Here is a 15,235-nt window from a genome sequence, read left to right as displayed (position 1 = left end):
CTGACTGTGGCGCACTCCCCCTCCGCCGGAGCCTGCCTTCCGGCGGTTCACCGCCTGCCGCCATCGCCCGCACCTGAGGGTTGAGGCGCAGCGTCCATCGCGTTTACCCGCAGAGCCGGTTTATCACCGGCTTTTTTATCCGCCGAATAACCTGTTAAAACAGTCTGTTTTCCCCCGCTTGCCTGCCAACCCCCTCATTCTTCACATTAATCTGATACCACAGCGCATTAAGCAATTCGTATAATACACATTTTCACAATGACAACTCCTTGATAAAACATTATCTTTCAGAGATAGCATGGATATTTGTCACCAGTCGCGCCTTCGCGCCGTCATATCTCAGGAGACCGGGTTTGAACCACACTATCGTCTACAGTCTGTTTATCATCGGTTCCGTGCTGGTAGCATCGAGTATTTTGCTGAGCTCTTTCTCATCCCGGCTGGGGATCCCGATTCTGGTGATCTTCCTCGCTCTGGGTATGCTGACCGGGGTGGATGGCATCGGCGGTATCGCCTTCGATAACTATCCGGCAGCCTATCTGATCTCGAACCTGGCGCTGGCCATCATCCTGCTGGATGGCGGGATGCGCACCAAGGCCACCTCGTTTAAGGTGGCGCTCGGCCCGGCACTGTCGCTGGCGACCGTGGGCGTGATGATTACCGCCGGCCTGACCGGGGTGGTTGCCGCCTGGCTGTTTAACCTCGATATGATGCAGGGCTTCCTGATCGGCGCGATTATCGGCTCCACCGACGCCGCCGCCGTCTTTTCGCTGCTGGGCGACAAAGGGCTGAACGAACGTGTCAGCTCCACCCTGGAGATCGAATCGGGCAGCAACGACCCGATGGCGGTCTTTCTCACCATTACCCTGATTGAGATGATCGAGCAGGGCCGCAGCGGGCTCGACTGGATGTTCCTGGTGCATCTGGTGCAGCAGTTCGGACTGGGCATCGTGCTGGGCCTGGGCGGTGGCTGGGCGCTGCAGCAGCTGATCAATCGCATCAGTCTGGCCGGGGGGCTTTACCCGCTGCTGGCGCTGAGCGGCGGCATTCTGGTGTTTGCTCTGACGACGGTGTTAGAGGGCAGCGGCATCCTCGCCGTCTACCTGTGCGGCTTCCTGCTGGGCAACCGCCCGATTCGCAACCGTCATGGCATCCTGCAGACCTTCGACGGGATGGCGTGGCTCAGCCAGATTGGCATGTTTATCGTGCTGGGGCTGCTGGTGACGCCGTCCGACCTCTGGCATATCGCCCTGCCCGCGATGATCCTGTCGCTGTGGCTGATTCTGGTGGCGCGTCCGCTGTCGGTCTTTATCGGCCTGCTGCCGTTCCGCAGCTTTACCACCCGCGAACGGTTCTTTATCAGCTGGGTGGGCTTACGCGGTGCGGTGCCGATTATCCTGGCGGTGTTCCCGATGATGGCCGGGCTGGAGAACGCCTCGCTCTATTTTAATATCGCCTTCTTTGTGGTGCTGGTCTCCCTGATGCTGCAGGGCACCTCGCTGGGCTTTGCCGCCAAAAAAGCGAAAGTGGTGGTGCCACCGACCGCCTCGCCCATCAGCCGTGTTGGCCTGGATATTCATCCGGAGAATCCGTGGGAGCAGTTTGTCTATCAGCTCAGCGCAGATAAGTGGTGCGTGGGCGCGGCCCTGCGCGACCTGCAGATGCCGCGAGAAACCCGCATCGCCGCCCTGTTCCGTGACAATGTGCTGATGCACCCCAACGGCGGCACGCGGCTTAAAGAGAACGACGTGATTTGCGTCATCGGCCGTGAGCGCGACCTGCCTGCGCTGGGCAAGATGTTCAGTCAGACGCCGCCGGTTTCACTCGATCAGCGCTTCTTTGGGGACTTTATTCTGGATGCAGAGGCGCGTCTGCGTGACGTTGCGCAGATTTATGGCCTGGAGCTGGATGAGAGCACCAACGATCAGCAGTCGCTGGGACAACTGGTGCTGGCGATGCTGGGCGGCGCGCCGGTCGTTGGTGACCAGGTGGAGTGGAATCAGCTGACGTGGACCGTGGCGGAGAAAGAGGATAACCGTATTGTTAAGATCGGGGTCCGTCCGGCGGAAGAGAAGGAATAATCCTAATCATTCAGCCACGTTATTTTCTGTTGATACGCTAAGCTTAACGCTCTATGTCAGTAAAAACGGGAGAAATGAATGGGACACGTCGTTAAAATTGGTCGTTATGAGATTGTTGATGCCGATCTTGACGGTGAGAACACCGACACCGTCAGTATCCCCTGTCATACCAATCCCGGCTTAATTACCCAACTTGACGGCTGGGATCGCGATACCAGCGTGCCCGCCTGGATCGACGGGGAACCGGTGGATCTGCAAATCGGTCATTACGATAAACAGCAGGACCGCTGGATTTTAAAAAAACCTGCCTGAGCCTTTTTCATTACCGCCGGTCGCCTAAACCGGCGGTAATTCCTAAAAAGCGTCTTAAACAGTTTGGTTATAACTGACCGCCCTCTTATTTTATCTAATTGAAACATCAGCTTAGCCATTTAAAACTTTAATCACTTTCGCCGTTTTCAGATTTTTTCCGTATTAACTCTGTCAAATATCTCCTGCATACTCATTCTCAATGCTGCAACATTTCGTGAGTACCATCACGCTTTAATCGTTATCTTTTTGCAGCTGTACTGGCTTGACTGACTGCACCAGCCTGAAAATGACTTTTTAATTTTCAGCAGCCCACTCCTGAGCGCGTACCTGATTCTGATCAGGCCATCTTTTACTAAAGAAAGAGAGCAGGTTTTATGGCAAGTACATTGATAATGAATAGCCCGAGCCGCTCGTGGAGCGGCACGCGCAAGAATATCATCGTGAAATTCGCCCTGAGTTTCTCCGATCTGATTGCACTCAATCTGGCTTTGTTTTTATCTGCCGCCACGATACAGGGTATTTGGGGCGAGCTGGATTCCTTTATTCCGCCGCATCAGATTGAATATCGTTTTATTGCCCAGTTTATTATGTCGGTGCTCTGTACCGGCTGGTTCTGGGTGCGTCTGCGTCACTATACCTATCGCAAACCTTTCTGGTTTGAGCTGAAAGAGATCGTCAAAACGTTATTTGTTTTCTCGCTGCTCGACCTCGCGCTGATCGCCTTTTCAAAGTGGGACTTTTCGCGCATGGTCTGGGTCTTCAGCTGGACATACGCCCTGCTGCTGCTGCCGCTGATGCGGGCGATGGTCAAGCGCGCCATCAACAAGGCGGGCCAGTGGCAGAAAGAGACCATCATCATCGGTTCAGGCCGCAACGCCACCGAAGCCTATGCGGCGCTGCAGAGTGAAGAGATTCTGGGCTACAACGTGCAGGCGTTTATCTCGGTGGACGATGTGCCGACCGGGCAGAGCGTCAACGGCGTGCCGGTGATCACCTGGAAAGATATCAACTGGCAGACCATCGACCGTGACAACGTGCAGTTTATCGTCGCCATGGAGTATGAGCAGCAGCCGATGCGCGACCGCTGGCTGAAGTTTCTGTCGAAGATGAACTGCCGATCGGTCTCCGTCATCCCGACGCTGCGCGGTGTACCGCTCTACGGCACCGACATGTCCTTTATTTTCAGCCATGAAGTGATGATCCTGCGCGTCAGCAATAACCTGGCGAAGCACTCTTCCCGCTTTATGAAGCGCGCCTTTGATATCGTGGTGGCGTCGATGCTGCTGCTGTTCCTCGGCCCGATCTTCGCCCTCCTCTGCTTTATGGTGAAGCGGGATGGCGGCAATGCGATCTATGGTCACGAGCGGGTCGGTCAGAACGGCAAAAAGTTTAAGTGCCTGAAGTTCCGCTCGATGGTGACTAACTCCAAAGAGGTGCTGGAGAAGTTACTGGCGACCAGCGAAGAGGCGCGCCGGGAGTGGGACAAAGACTTCAAACTGAAGAACGATCCCCGTATTACCGCTATCGGTGGGTTCCTGCGTAAAACCAGCCTGGATGAGTTACCGCAGCTCTGGAACGTGATTCGCGGTGAGATGAGCCTGGTGGGCCCGCGCCCGGTGATTGAAGCCGAACTGGAGCGCTATGCCGGTGACGTGGACTACTACCTGATGGCCAAGCCCGGCATGACCGGCCTCTGGCAGGTCAGCGGACGAAACGACATCGACTATGATACCCGCGTCTATTTTGACTCCTGGTATGTGAAGAACTGGGCGCTCTGGACCGACATCGCCATTCTGTTCAAAACCGCCGGTGTGGTGCTGCGCCGCGACGGTGCCTACTGAGTCTGGCCCTGCGATGCCTGTTCCGGCAGGCATCGCACTTTCCGCACCCCTTTCCTCTATCTTTTTTGCCTCTGAATCATTACCCTTTGCGATCGTTTTTTAACAGACCGTTTACCCTCTGGTTGTTATGCAAAAATTTACTCTGCTGTTATTAAGCCTGGTGCTACTGGCACCTTTAGGCATCGATCTCTATTTGCCCACGCTGCCGCAAATCGCCGTCGGGCTGAATACGCCGGTTACCCTGGTGCAGACCACGATCCCCCTGTTCCTGCTGGTAATGGGCCTGGGGCAACTGGTCACCGGTCCGCTGGTGGATAACTATGGCCGTAAGCCGATCGCGCTGCTGGGCCTGGCACTTTACATTACCGGCAGTGCTATCGCGGCGACCGCCACCTCTTTTCCGCTGTTCGTAATCGCGCGCCTGGTGCAGGGCTGCGGCGTCTGCTGCAGCGCGGTTGTGGCCTTCAGCGGCGTGCGCGACAGACTCAGCGGGGATGATGCCGCCCGCGCCTATGGCTTCCTGAATGGCGCGCTGAACATCGTTCCGGCCCTCGCGCCGCTGCTGGGCGGCCTGCTGGCCAGCGCCTTCGACTGGCGCGCGCCCTTCTGGTTCCTCTGCGGCTACGGCGCGCTGATTACGCTGCTGGTGCTGATCTGGCTGCCCGAGACCCGTCCGGCGGATACCCTGCGCGTGAAAGGCCTGCCGGTTAAACAGTATGCCGCGATCCTGCGTCAGCCCCGCTTCCTGGCGTTTGCGTTTGCCAATGCCGGTGCGCTGGGCATGGTGCTGACCTATGTGTCGCTGGCACCCCAGGTGCTGATGAGCGAAGGCGGCCTGACCCCGATTCAGTTCTCCTTTGCGTTTGGCGCGAACGGATTCTGGATCATGTTTGTCAGCATGTTCGTCAACAAAGCGATTCGTAAGGCGGGTCGCCCGTTCTGTCTGGCGATGGGTTTCCTGACCATGCTGATGGGCGCGCTGCTGCTGGTAGCCGGTATGCAGATCTTCCCGGCCGCGATGCAGACGCACTGGGCGCTCTATATGTTCCCGGTGGCCGTGGCGGTGGCCGGTCTGGCCTTTACCGTCGGCCCCGCCACCAGCTATGCACTGGAGCCGTATCAGCAGCAGGCGGGCGTCGCGTCGGCCCTGCAGGGCTTTATTCAGATGGCGGGCGGTGCGGCAGGCAGCCTGATTATCGTGGCGCTGCCGGTGGCGGAGAAGCTCTCACTGAGTCTGATGATGCTGGTGGGTGCAGCGCTGGCATTCCTCGCCTGGCGCTGCAGCAGGAAGATGCGCGGCACGCTGACCGCGCTTAAATAGCCCTGACCGGAACGCGGGGGGCGAGTGCACACATCAGCTCGTACCCTACCGTTCCGGCCGCTTTAGCGACCTGATCAATTTTAACCTGCTCGCCCCACAGCTCGACCGCAGAGCCGATGCCCGCCTGTGGACAGGGGGTCAGATCCACCGTGATCATATCCATGGAGATTGCGCCCACGACCTGGGTCATCACGCCATCCACGCAGACGGGCGTGCCGGTCGGCGCATGACGCGGATAGCCGTCGGCGTAGCCACAGGCGACGACGCCGATCCGCTGGGCGCTGCTGGCCCGGTAGCGGTAGCCGTAGCCGACGCCATCGCCCGCCTGAAGTTGCTGCACCGCGATAATCTCGCTGCTCAGGGTCATCACCGGTTGCAGGCCGCTGCCGGCGATATCCTGCCAGTCGCCGCTGGGCGAGGCGCCATAAAGGACGATGCCGGGACGAACCCAGTCAAAGTGCGCCTCCGGATGCCACAGCGTACAGGCGGAGTTAGAGAGAGAGCGCGGGCAGTTCAGCCCCTCGGCCGCCTGTTCGATGCGCTGCAGCGGGTCAATCAGCCCCTCGGGATTTTCCGCATCGGCAAAGTGTGCCATCAGCGTCATCTCACCCACGTTACTCAGCGCCCGCAGCTTCTGCCATGCGCTGTTAACCTGCTCCGGCCGGAAGCCCAGCCGGTTCATGCCGCTGTTGACCTTGAGGTAGATATCCACCGGCGCAGAGAGCCTGGCCGCCGCCAGCGCATTGATCTGCCAGTTGCTGTGCACGCTGGTCGTCAGGCGATAGCGGTCGATCAGCTGCAGATCGTCCGGGTGAAAAAAGCCCTCCAGCAGCAGAATCGGTTTTTTCCAGCCCTGCTCACGCAGCTGAATCGCCTCTTCCATATTGAGCAGCGCAAAGCCGTCGGTGGCAGACAGCGCGTCGCGCACGCGATCTATACCGTGCCCGTAGGCATTCGCTTTGACCACTGACCAGACGCGCGAGGCGGGGGCGGCCTGGCGCACAACCGTCAGGTTATGACGCAGCGCCTGCTGGTTAATGGTCGCAACAATCGGACGTGACATCTTCCTCTCCCTGAATACTTAACGAGTTGCGTTAGCGTTACGCAGCGGGGATGACGTCGCCGCGAAACCGGGTAAGTAGCGGAACACCGCTAGGTCATCGGCGGCAATAGCGGGTTTTTTACCGGAGATGAGATCGGCCAGCAGCTGACCCGATCCGCACGCCATCGTCCAGCCCAGCGTACCGTGACCGGTATTCAGGTAGAGGTTGGAGATGGGTGTGGCACCTACGATTGGCGTGCCGTCCGGCGTCATCGGGCGCAGGCCGGTCCAGAAACTCGCCTGCGCGACATGACCGCCTTCAGGATAGAGATCACTGACGACCATCTCCAGCGTTTCCCGCCGCGCTTCGGTGAGTCTGGTGTTAAAACCAACAATTTCCGCCATTCCCCCCACGCGGATGCGATCGTCGAAGCGGGTCACCGCCACTTTGTAGGTCTCGTCCAGGATAGTCGAGACCGGGGCCGCGTCCGGGTTTTTAATCGGGATGGTCAGCGAGTAGCCTTTCAGTGGATAGACCGGGATATCGATGACATTTTTCAGCAGCGCGGTCGAGTAGGAGCCAAACGCCACCACGTAGCTGTCCGCTTTCACGATTTCATCGCCGCACTTCACGCCATAGATGCGGTTGCCATCGCGCAGCAGGTGATCAACGGTGGTGTTATAGCGGAAGACCACGCCCGCCTCTTCGGCCATCTTCGCCAGTCGCTGCGTAAAGAGCTGGCAGTCGCCGGTTTCATCGTTGGGCAGGCGCAAGCCGCCGGTGAGCTTATGCTGGGTCGCGGCCAGCGCCGGTTCGGCGCGTGACAGCTCATGCGCCTGCAACAGCTCATAAGGCACGCCCGCGTCGCGCAGCACGGCGATATCTTTGCTGGCGCTGTCGAACTGCTGCTGGGTGCGGAAGAGCTGCAGCGTCCCGCCCTGACGGCCCTCATAGGCAATGCCGGTTTCACTGCGCAACGCCTTCAGGCAGTCACGGCTGTATTCGGCGATCCGCACCATCCGGCTTTTATTCTGCTGATAGTGGTTGATATCGCAGTTGCGCAGCATGTGCCACATCCACTCCAGCTGGAAACTGCTGCCATCCAGCCGGATAGCCAGCGGCGCATGACGCTGGAACATCCACTTCACCGCTTTCAGTGGCACACCGGGGGCCGCCCAGGGAGCCGCATAGCCCGGTGAGATCTGACCGGCATTGCCCGCACTGGTTTCCATCGCCGCCGCAGGCTGACGATCGATGACGGTAACCTGATGTCCGGCACGGGCCAGATACCAGGCGCTGGCCACACCGACTACCCCACTTCCAAGAATGACAACGTGCATAGCTCCCCCACCCGACCTCTAAAAGCATAATTCACTGTTCAACTGATGATAGCCAGCGGATTAACAAAGCGGATACCACCCCGAAATTTCTCCCTCTATTTCACATCTTTTTTACTTTTCCGGTAACTAAAATCTTGTCACCCGCCCGATTTCAGCGGTTTATGCGTCTTAATCGTTAAACGCAGAAATAAATGACAACAAAGGCAGTGAAATCTGCCTGTTTCAGGAGAATCCTTCAACCCCATACATTCTGCTTATAAACAGGATCATATCCTGCGATAACCTTCATCAGCCGGAGGAAAGAAGGTGAAACAGGCCATTGCGTCTATCTGAATGATTTTGTGCCAAAGATTTCGTTTGAGTTCGCATTTCGGATAGGCGACAGTGGGCTATCATTGTTGTGTTCGCCTAGTTTTTTTGGGTTCCCTTTTTCAGGACGAAGCCTTAAATAACCAGAACGGGTTGTCTTTCGGGTCAGCCGGTTTGCAAACAAGAGGTGCGCTATGACGACAATCTTTGACGAAGCCATCAGAGACAGCAAACGACTCAATGACGGACCAGACTGGACATTCGAACTACTGGATGTCTATTTAGCCGAGATCGACCGGGTGGCTAAACTCTACCGGCTGGATACCTACCCGCACCAGATCGAAGTCATTACCTCAGAACAGATGATGGATGCCTATTCCAGCGTGGGCATGCCGATCAACTATTCTCACTGGTCGTTCGGTAAAAAGTTTATCGAGACCGAGCAGCGCTACAAGCATGGTCAGCAGGGCCTGGCCTATGAAATCGTCATCAACTCCAACCCCTGCATCGCCTATCTGATGGAAGAGAACACCATGACCATGCAGGCGCTGGTGATGGCGCATGCCTGTTACGGCCACAACTCGTTCTTCAAAAATAACTACCTGTTCCGCAGCTGGACCGACGCCGGTTCAATCGTCGACTACCTGCTGTTCGCGAAAAATTACATCAGCGACTGCGAAGAGCGCTACGGCGTCGAAGAGGTCGAACGCCTGCTCGACTCCTGCCACGCCTTAATGAATTATGGCGTCGATCGCTATAAACGCCCGCAGAAAATCTCTCTGCAGGAGGAAAAAGCCCGGCAGAAGAGCCGCGAAGAGTATCTGCAGAGTCAGGTGAATACGCTCTGGCGCACGCTGCCGCGCCGTGAAAAAGAGGCAGTGCCCTTTGAAGCCGCACGGTATCCCTCTGAGCCGCAGGAAAACCTGCTCTACTTTATGGAGAAGAACGCCCCGCTGCTGGAGCCGTGGCAGCGCGAAATCCTGCGCATCGTGCGCAAGGTCAGCCAGTATTTCTATCCACAGAAGCAGACTCAGGTGATGAACGAGGGGTGGGCCACCTTCTGGCACTACACCATTCTTAATCACCTCTACGATGAGGGCAAAGTGTCGGAACGCTTCATGATGGAGTTCCTGCACAGCCATACCAACGTGGTCTATCAGCCGCCCTACAACAGTCAGTGGTACAACGGCATCAACCCTTACGCATTAGGCTTTGCCATGATGCAGGACATCAAGCGAATCTGTCAGTCGCCGACGGAGGAAGATCGCTACTGGTTCCCGGATATTGCCGGGTCCGACTGGCTGGAAACACTGCATTTTGCGATGCGCGAGTTCAAGGATGAGAGCTTCATCAGCCAGTTCCTGTCGCCGAAGGTGATGCGTGATTTCCGTCTGTTCACCGTGCTGGACGATGACCGTAACAACTACCTCGAAATCGCCGCTATCCACGACGAGGCGGGCTACCGGGCGATTCGTCAGCAGCTCTCGGCCCAGTACAACCTGAGTAATCTGGAACCCAATATTCAGGTTTATAACGTCGATCTTCGCGGCGACCGTTCGCTGACGCTGCGCTATGTGCCGCAGAGCCGCACGCCGCTGGACAAGAGCCGCCGCGAAGTGCTGAAGCATGTGCATCGCCTGTGGGGATTCGATGTAATACTGGAACAGCAGAATGAGGATGGCAGTGTCGAACTGCTGGATCGCAACCCGCCGCGCGGCGTCGCACTCTGAAGAGATAAAAAAACCGGACCTGAGGTCCGGTTTTTTTTAACGTTTATTGCCGAGATCGTCGGGCAGATTCTTTTGCATGCTGTGCCAGATCTCTCCGCTGCGGCGGCCATAGTTTCGCACCACCTCAACAATCTCATCCTGCCCTGGCGAGGTGTCACACAGCGCCAGCAGTTTCAGATAAAAATCACGCGCCACCTGACGGGCTTCGGGATTCGAGAAGTAGTGGCGACCCACGCGCGTATAGAGACCTTTCAGGCCATTCAGGATCAGGCCATAAATCGGGTTGCCTGAGGCAAAAGCCAGCCCCCGGAAGACCCGATAGTCGAGTTCGGTATAGGCATCGGCCTGGTCGGCGACCGCGCTGACGGTTTCCAGCACTTCACGCGCTTTATCCGGATGATGACGCAGTGCACGGCTGATAAAGATCGATGAAATGTTACTGCGCACCGACAGCAGGTTGTCGATCAGCACCGGCACGCTGTCGTGGTCGAGACGCGCCAGGGTTTCCAGAATATTCAGCCCGGACGTTTCCCAGAAGTCGTTGACCCGCGTCGGTTTGCCATGCTGGATCGTGAGCCAGCCATCGCGCGCCAGGCGCTGCAGCACTTCACGCAGTGTGGTGCGCGTCACCCCAATCAATTCAGAAAGCTCACGCTCAGCAGGAAGAATCGACCCGGGCGGAAAGCGACTGTTCCAGATGCTTTCAATAATATACTCTTCAGCAAATCCCGCTGGACTCTGAGCCTTTATAACCATAGCAATGTGTTCTCGTTGCTTTTCTAATCATGATGGGCACTCATCATACCAGACGCCCTATAGCGGATATAGCCTGCGTCACTATTAAAACCGGGTGCGGGCGCATATTTCAGACTGGCTGACAGCCCGCGCACGGTGACAGGCGCGCCGGTCGTGCTGGCGCTTTCTGCGCCTTATCGCGCCCGTATCAGTCAGGTATCAGTCTGGCTCAGCGCTGAGTCCGGATCGGGGATAGGTGAAGGCCGTCGCCGCAGCCCGGCCAGCACGCGCGCATTGCCGGCCAGCGGCCTGCCGGGCCCCGCAGCCATCACCGTGACATCTGCCCCTTTTAACCTGTTCTGGATCAGCATCAGGTTATGTTTACACACGATTTTTCCCTGGCCGTAGCTGGTTTGCCTGCGCTTTTGGTTTACACTGCGTGGCATTCACGTTTACAGGGAATGCAATATGTTGAGATATCTGAATCGCTGTTCACGCGGTCGCGGTGCCTGGTTATTACTGGCCCTGACTGCGCTGGCGCTGGAGTTGGCGGCGCTCTTTTTTCAGCACGTCATGGGCCTGAAGCCCTGCGTGATGTGCATCTATGAGCGGAATGCGCTGTTCGGGGTGATGGGCGCGGGGCTGGTGGGGGCGATTGCGCCGAAATCGCCGTTGCGTCTGGGCGCGCTGGCGCTCTGGATCTACAGTGCCTGGGAAGGTCTGCGCCTCGCTTATGAACACACCATGATTCAGCTGCATCCGAACCCCTTCACCACCTGCGATTTTGCCGCCCGCTTCCCCGACTTCCTGCCGCTGGACAAGTGGCTGCCGTCGGTCTTTCTGGCCAGCGGGGACTGCGCAGAACGCACCTGGACGTTCCTGACGCTGAGCATGCCGCAGTGGATGATCGTGGTGTTTGCCGGCTATCTGCTGGTGGCCGCGCTGGTGCTGATTGCCCAGCCGTTCAAACCTAAACAGCGCGATCTCTTTGGTCGCTGACAGAAAAAAGGCTGCCCGAGGCAGCCTTTTTTACATCCATCCTGGCGACATTCAGCCGTTGCGGTCGGGTCGGTCAATGATGTGATCTTCCCAGTCGCGCACTTCACTCTCCCGCACCGCGATATAACGCACCGAAATGCGCTGGGCATGCATGGCGCTTTTCGAACCGGCGCGCAGCGGATGCCACGCCGGAAGCGGTTTGCCCTCGCCCAGCAGCCGGTAAGCGCAGGTGCGCGGCAGCCAGTCAAAGGTGGTCAGATTTTCGCGGGTGAGCTTGATGCAATCCTCTTCTAATTCGAAGCGGCGCTCATAGTTGCGGCACTGGCAGCTTTTGATGTTGAGCTGATTACAGGCGACGTTGGTGAAGTAGATCTCATCCGTGTCGGCGTCCTGCAGCTTGTTCAGGCAGCACTGACCGCAACCATCACACAAGGATTCCCACTCCTCATCGCTCATTTGTGCCAGGCGTTTGTGTTGCCAGAAAGGGGTATCAGTCATGATGATTGTCCGGGTTGTGCCTGAAACGCACCTTATAAAGCCTCTGCCGCAGTGATGCAAGTGTTTAGAGCACGCGCGTGCTGATGCCGTGGCCCGCGACGGAGACCTCCAGCTGATCCCCCGAACGCATCGGACCAACCCCTTCCGGCGTGCCGGTCAGGATCACATCGCCTGCGCGCAGCGTGAAGTAGTGGCTCATGTGGGCAATCAGCGGCAGGATTTTATGGATCATATCCGCGGTATTCCCCTGCTGGCGAACCTCACCGTTGACGCGCAGCGTCAGCTCAGTGTTCTGCGGGTCGCCACTGAATTCGGCGGCCGGGATAAAGCCGGAAACCGGACAGGCATTGTCGAAGCCCTTGGCTTTCTCCCACGGCTGGCCCGCCTTTTTCAGTCCGGCCTGCAGGTCACGCAGGGTCAGATCCAGCGCCACGCCATAGCCTGCGATCGCCTTAGCCACATGCGCCTCGCTGGCCTGCTTCAGGGTGGCACCGATCAGCACCGCCAGCTCCACCTCATGGTGCACCTCGCCAAAACCGTCGGGAATCGTGAGCGGCTGGCGCAGATCGCACAGCGCGGTTTCCGGCTTAATGAAGATAACCGGTTCAGTCGGCGTTGCACTGCCCATCTCTTTAATATGTTTTGCGTAGTTACTGCCGACGCAAACCACTTTGCTGACCGGAAAATCTATCAGAGCGCCTTGCCAGTTCCGATGCTGATACATGTTCATCCCCTGTTCAGGTTAGGTGTGATGCCAGCGTTGCTGGCGGATTGATGTTTGCCTGTGGGCTGATCGATATGCCAGCCTCATGGCGTGATAATAAGATCCTTTTAACGGTCCGGGGGGTGGAATTTGTCAAAAAGCGTAAACAGAAGCGCATAAGTGCTGAAGTTTCGACCAGATCGGGGAGAAATTTCAGGCAGGGAATTTAAGACATGTCAAAAACCGATAAGCTGCGCCGTCTATTTTTCGCAGCATTAAAGCCATATTATCCTGGCAGCCTTGCGCTGACAGGATTTATATTTACAGATGAATCTGAGTTAAACTTTTTTATCGGCCTGTAAATGAATTTTTAGCAGACTTTCAATCGGTGGAGGAAGCTGTAAATAATAGCCCTGTTCGCTCAAACCCTGCTTAACTTTATTGATATCCGCATTAGCCAGCCTGTCACGGCCCTCCAGCTTCAGCACCATTGCCAGCTGCGGCTTGCCAAACCCTTTCAGCAACGCGTCCGGAACGCGCGAAAAATCGTCCTTTTTTTCAACATAGAGATAAGTCTGGTCACGTAACGGGCTTCTGTAGATCACACAAAACATATTTTTTACTCGAATTAACCGGCGTTGAGGCTTGTCTGAATATAGCTGTAACTATAACATGCTTGCAGAACTTCGAATATTCACCGTAAGCGCATAAACGATGATTTTATCATCGCCTGGCTGACGGTAGTGAAAACAGGACTGAGTCGGGACTGATGTCGCAAACGCCAATCGAATTTAAAGGTAGCAGTTTCACCCTGTCTGTCGTCCATTTGCATCACCATGACCCTGTGGTGATCCGCAAGGCACTCCAGGACAAGATTGACCAGGCGCCAGATTTCCTGAAGAACGCTCCGGTGGTACTTAACGTTGCAACGCTGAGTGCGGATGTTAACTGGAAGCAGCTGCAGCAGGCGATTCTCGCCACCGGTTTACGCATTGTTGGCGTGAGCGGCTGTAAAGATGATGCCCTGAAACGCATCATCGTCCGGGCTGGCCTGCCGGTGCTGGCCGAAGGTAAAGAGGCGCGGCCGCGCAGCGACGCGCCTGCGCCGGTTCCTGAACCCCAGCCGGTGGCGGCTGAAGCCGTGGCCGCAAAAACCCGCATCGTGAATACCCCGGTGCGCTCAGGTCAGCAGATTTATGCGCGTGACGCCGACTTAATCGTCACCAGTAGCGTCAGCGCCGGGGCCGAACTGGTCGCCGATGGCAACATTCATATTTACGGCATGATGCGCGGCCGTGCGCTGGCAGGTGCCAGCGGTGACCGCAACTGCCAGATTTTCTGTACCCACCTGGCCGCCGAGCTGGTTTCGATTGCCGGGGAGTACTGGATCATGGATCAGATCCCGCAAGAATTTTTTGGTAAAGCTGCGCGCCTGTGCCTGCAGGATGGCGCGCTGACTATCCAGACACTTAATTAGGCCCCTTTTCTTTTGTTAAGGAAATCAACATTTATGGCACGCATTATTGTAGTTACATCCGGTAAAGGGGGCGTTGGTAAGACCACGTCAAGCGCGGCCATCGCCACCGGTTTAGCGCAGAAAGGCAAAAAGACGGTCGTGATCGACTTTGATATCGGTCTGCGTAACCTGGACCTGATCATGGGTTGTGAACGCCGTGTGGTCTACGACTTCGTCAACGTAATTCAGGGCGATGCCACGCTGAACCAGGCACTGATTCGCGATAAACGCACTGAGCAGCTCTATATCCTGCCTGCGTCACAGACCCGCGATAAAGATGCGCTGACCCGTGAAGGTGTTGAAAAAGTCCTGAACGACCTGGCCGCGATGGAGTTCGATTTCATCGTCTGCGACTCACCGGCCGGTATCGAAACCGGTGCTCTGATGGCGCTCTACTTTGCCGATGAAGCCATCATTACCACCAACCCGGAAGTCTCTTCTGTTCGTGACTCCGACCGCATTCTGGGTATCATCTCGTCCAAATCCCGTCGCGCTGAAAACAGTCAGGATCCGGTGAAGGAGCATCTGCTGCTGACCCGTTACAACCCTGGCCGCGTAAGCCGTGGCGACATGCTGAGCATGGAAGATGTGCTGGAGATCCTGCGCATTCCTCTGGTCGGAGTGATCCCGGAAGATCAGTCAGTCCTACGCGCCTCTAACCAGGGCGAGCCGGTGATCCTTGACGGCGAGTCTGATGCTGGCAAAGCCTATGCCGATACCGTTGAACGGTTGCTCGGTGAAGTTCGCCCCTTCCGCTTTATCGAAGAAGAGAAGAAGGGTTTCCTGAAACGCCTGTTCGGGGGATAA

At 56.9% G+C, this 15,235-nt stretch carries 15 protein-coding genes; 8 read left to right on the top strand and 7 right to left on the bottom strand.

Annotated features, from left to right (window positions below):
• The first annotated feature begins 353 nt into the window (after window positions 1-353).
• The 4 genes from J1C59_RS08500 to J1C59_RS08485 all read left to right on the top strand — a co-directional run bounded on the left by J1C59_RS08500 (window position 354) and on the right by J1C59_RS08485 (window position 5,555).
• On the top strand, window positions 354-2,081 hold the full coding sequence (locus J1C59_RS08500) for a potassium/proton antiporter (RefSeq protein WP_128085571.1): 1,728 nt from the start codon (window positions 354-356) through the stop codon (window positions 2,079-2,081).
• Between the two features lie 78 nt (window positions 2,082-2,159).
• A complete protein-coding gene (locus tag J1C59_RS08495; RefSeq protein WP_111141824.1) occupies window positions 2,160-2,393 on the top strand; it encodes a DUF1480 family protein in 234 nt (77 codons plus the stop codon).
• Between the two features lie 374 nt (window positions 2,394-2,767).
• Window positions 2,768-4,234, top strand: coding sequence for an undecaprenyl-phosphate galactose phosphotransferase WbaP (gene wbaP, locus J1C59_RS08490; protein ID WP_128085572.1), 1,467 nt, complete (start codon window positions 2,768-2,770; stop codon window positions 4,232-4,234).
• Window positions 4,235-4,361: 127 nt separating this feature from the next.
• Window positions 4,362-5,555, top strand: a complete 1,194-nt coding sequence (locus J1C59_RS08485) for a multidrug effflux MFS transporter (RefSeq protein ID WP_128085573.1) — start codon at window positions 4,362-4,364, stop codon at window positions 5,553-5,555.
• Here J1C59_RS08485 and dadX read toward each other — a convergent pair.
• Window positions 5,548-6,618, bottom strand: coding sequence for a catabolic alanine racemase DadX (dadX, locus tag J1C59_RS08480; protein ID WP_128085574.1), 1,071 nt, complete (start codon window positions 6,616-6,618; stop codon window positions 5,548-5,550). The two genes, J1C59_RS08485 and dadX, sit on opposite strands and share 8 nt — an antisense overlap.
• A gap of 18 nt (window positions 6,619-6,636) precedes the next feature.
• Complete coding sequence (locus J1C59_RS08475; protein ID WP_128085575.1) at window positions 6,637-7,938, bottom strand: D-amino acid dehydrogenase; 1,302 nt, start codon at window positions 7,936-7,938, stop codon at window positions 6,637-6,639.
• 503 nt (window positions 7,939-8,441) lie between these two features.
• Here J1C59_RS08475 and J1C59_RS08470 point away from each other — a divergent pair.
• Window positions 8,442-9,977: a SpoVR family protein gene (locus J1C59_RS08470; protein ID WP_140917260.1), complete on the top strand. Its 1,536-nt coding sequence runs from the start codon at window positions 8,442-8,444 to the stop codon at window positions 9,975-9,977.
• Between the two features lie 36 nt (window positions 9,978-10,013).
• On the opposite strand, the gene fadR is transcribed toward J1C59_RS08470, so the two are convergent.
• Window positions 10,014-10,733: a fatty acid metabolism transcriptional regulator FadR gene (gene fadR, locus J1C59_RS08465; protein WP_111138884.1), complete on the bottom strand. Its 720-nt coding sequence runs from the start codon at window positions 10,731-10,733 to the stop codon at window positions 10,014-10,016.
• Window positions 10,734-10,924: 191 nt separating this feature from the next.
• The gene (locus J1C59_RS08460) at window positions 10,925-11,101 is read right to left on the bottom strand and encodes a hypothetical protein (protein WP_167498276.1); all 177 of its coding nucleotides are present in this window, start codon (window positions 11,099-11,101) and stop codon (window positions 10,925-10,927) included.
• 79 nt (window positions 11,102-11,180) lie between these two features.
• Between J1C59_RS08460 and dsbB the strand changes: the two genes are divergently transcribed.
• Entirely contained in the window at window positions 11,181-11,711 is a 531-nt protein-coding gene (gene dsbB / locus J1C59_RS08455) for a disulfide bond formation protein DsbB (protein WP_128086206.1), read from the top strand.
• A gap of 51 nt (window positions 11,712-11,762) precedes the next feature.
• Here the strand turns inward: dsbB and J1C59_RS08450 are convergent, their stop codons facing one another.
• The 3 genes from J1C59_RS08450 to J1C59_RS08440 form a co-directional block, all read right to left on the bottom strand.
• Window positions 11,763-12,209 (bottom strand): YcgN family cysteine cluster protein, encoded by a 447-nt coding sequence (locus J1C59_RS08450; RefSeq protein ID WP_111138883.1) that lies wholly within the window; start codon window positions 12,207-12,209, stop codon window positions 11,763-11,765.
• Window positions 12,210-12,273: 64 nt separating this feature from the next.
• Window positions 12,274-12,933 (bottom strand): fumarylacetoacetate hydrolase family protein, encoded by a 660-nt coding sequence (locus J1C59_RS08445; protein WP_128086207.1) that lies wholly within the window; start codon window positions 12,931-12,933, stop codon window positions 12,274-12,276.
• 317 nt (window positions 12,934-13,250) lie between these two features.
• Window positions 13,251-13,526, bottom strand: a complete 276-nt coding sequence (locus J1C59_RS08440; protein WP_128086208.1) for a YcgL domain-containing protein — start codon at window positions 13,524-13,526, stop codon at window positions 13,251-13,253.
• A 155-nt stretch (window positions 13,527-13,681) separates the two neighbouring features.
• Here J1C59_RS08440 and minC point away from each other — a divergent pair, with 155 nt between their 5' ends.
• On the top strand, window positions 13,682-14,389 hold the full coding sequence (minC, locus tag J1C59_RS08435) for a septum site-determining protein MinC (protein ID WP_128086209.1): 708 nt from the start codon (window positions 13,682-13,684) through the stop codon (window positions 14,387-14,389).
• A gap of 33 nt (window positions 14,390-14,422) precedes the next feature.
• Window positions 14,423-15,235: a septum site-determining protein MinD gene (gene minD, locus J1C59_RS08430; RefSeq protein WP_128086210.1), complete on the top strand. Its 813-nt coding sequence runs from the start codon at window positions 14,423-14,425 to the stop codon at window positions 15,233-15,235.

Source organism: Pantoea deleyi, from assembly GCF_022647325.1.
GTDB lineage: Bacteria > Pseudomonadota > Gammaproteobacteria > Enterobacterales > Enterobacteriaceae > Pantoea > Pantoea deleyi.
The sequence above is the reverse complement of the archived record's forward strand: the minus strand, read 5'-3'. Positions and strand labels throughout refer to the sequence as shown.

Bases quoted from the DNA above. Each gene is read 5' to 3' on its own strand.
- fadR (WP_111138884.1), bottom strand. From the start codon at position 10,733: ATGGTTATAAAGGCTCAGAGTCCAGCGGGATTTGCTGAAGAGTATATT.
- minD (WP_128086210.1), top strand. From the start codon at position 14,423: ATGGCACGCATTATTGTAGTTACATCCGGTAAAGGGGGCGTTGGTAAG.
- J1C59_RS08440 (WP_128086208.1), bottom strand. From the start codon at position 13,526: ATGTTTTGTGTGATCTACAGAAGCCCGTTACGTGACCAGACTTATCTC.
- minC (WP_128086209.1), top strand. From the start codon at position 13,682: ATGTCGCAAACGCCAATCGAATTTAAAGGTAGCAGTTTCACCCTGTCT.
- J1C59_RS08445 (WP_128086207.1), bottom strand. From the start codon at position 12,933: ATGTATCAGCATCGGAACTGGCAAGGCGCTCTGATAGATTTTCCGGTC.
- dsbB (WP_128086206.1), top strand. From the start codon at position 11,181: ATGTTGAGATATCTGAATCGCTGTTCACGCGGTCGCGGTGCCTGGTTA.
- J1C59_RS08450 (WP_111138883.1), bottom strand. From the start codon at position 12,209: ATGACTGATACCCCTTTCTGGCAACACAAACGCCTGGCACAAATGAGC.
- J1C59_RS08470 (WP_140917260.1), top strand. From the start codon at position 8,442: ATGACGACAATCTTTGACGAAGCCATCAGAGACAGCAAACGACTCAAT.
- wbaP (WP_128085572.1), top strand. From the start codon at position 2,768: ATGGCAAGTACATTGATAATGAATAGCCCGAGCCGCTCGTGGAGCGGC.
- J1C59_RS08495 (WP_111141824.1), top strand. From the start codon at position 2,160: ATGGGACACGTCGTTAAAATTGGTCGTTATGAGATTGTTGATGCCGAT.
- J1C59_RS08475 (WP_128085575.1), bottom strand. From the start codon at position 7,938: ATGCACGTTGTCATTCTTGGAAGTGGGGTAGTCGGTGTGGCCAGCGCC.
- dadX (WP_128085574.1), bottom strand. From the start codon at position 6,618: ATGTCACGTCCGATTGTTGCGACCATTAACCAGCAGGCGCTGCGTCAT.
- J1C59_RS08485 (WP_128085573.1), top strand. From the start codon at position 4,362: ATGCAAAAATTTACTCTGCTGTTATTAAGCCTGGTGCTACTGGCACCT.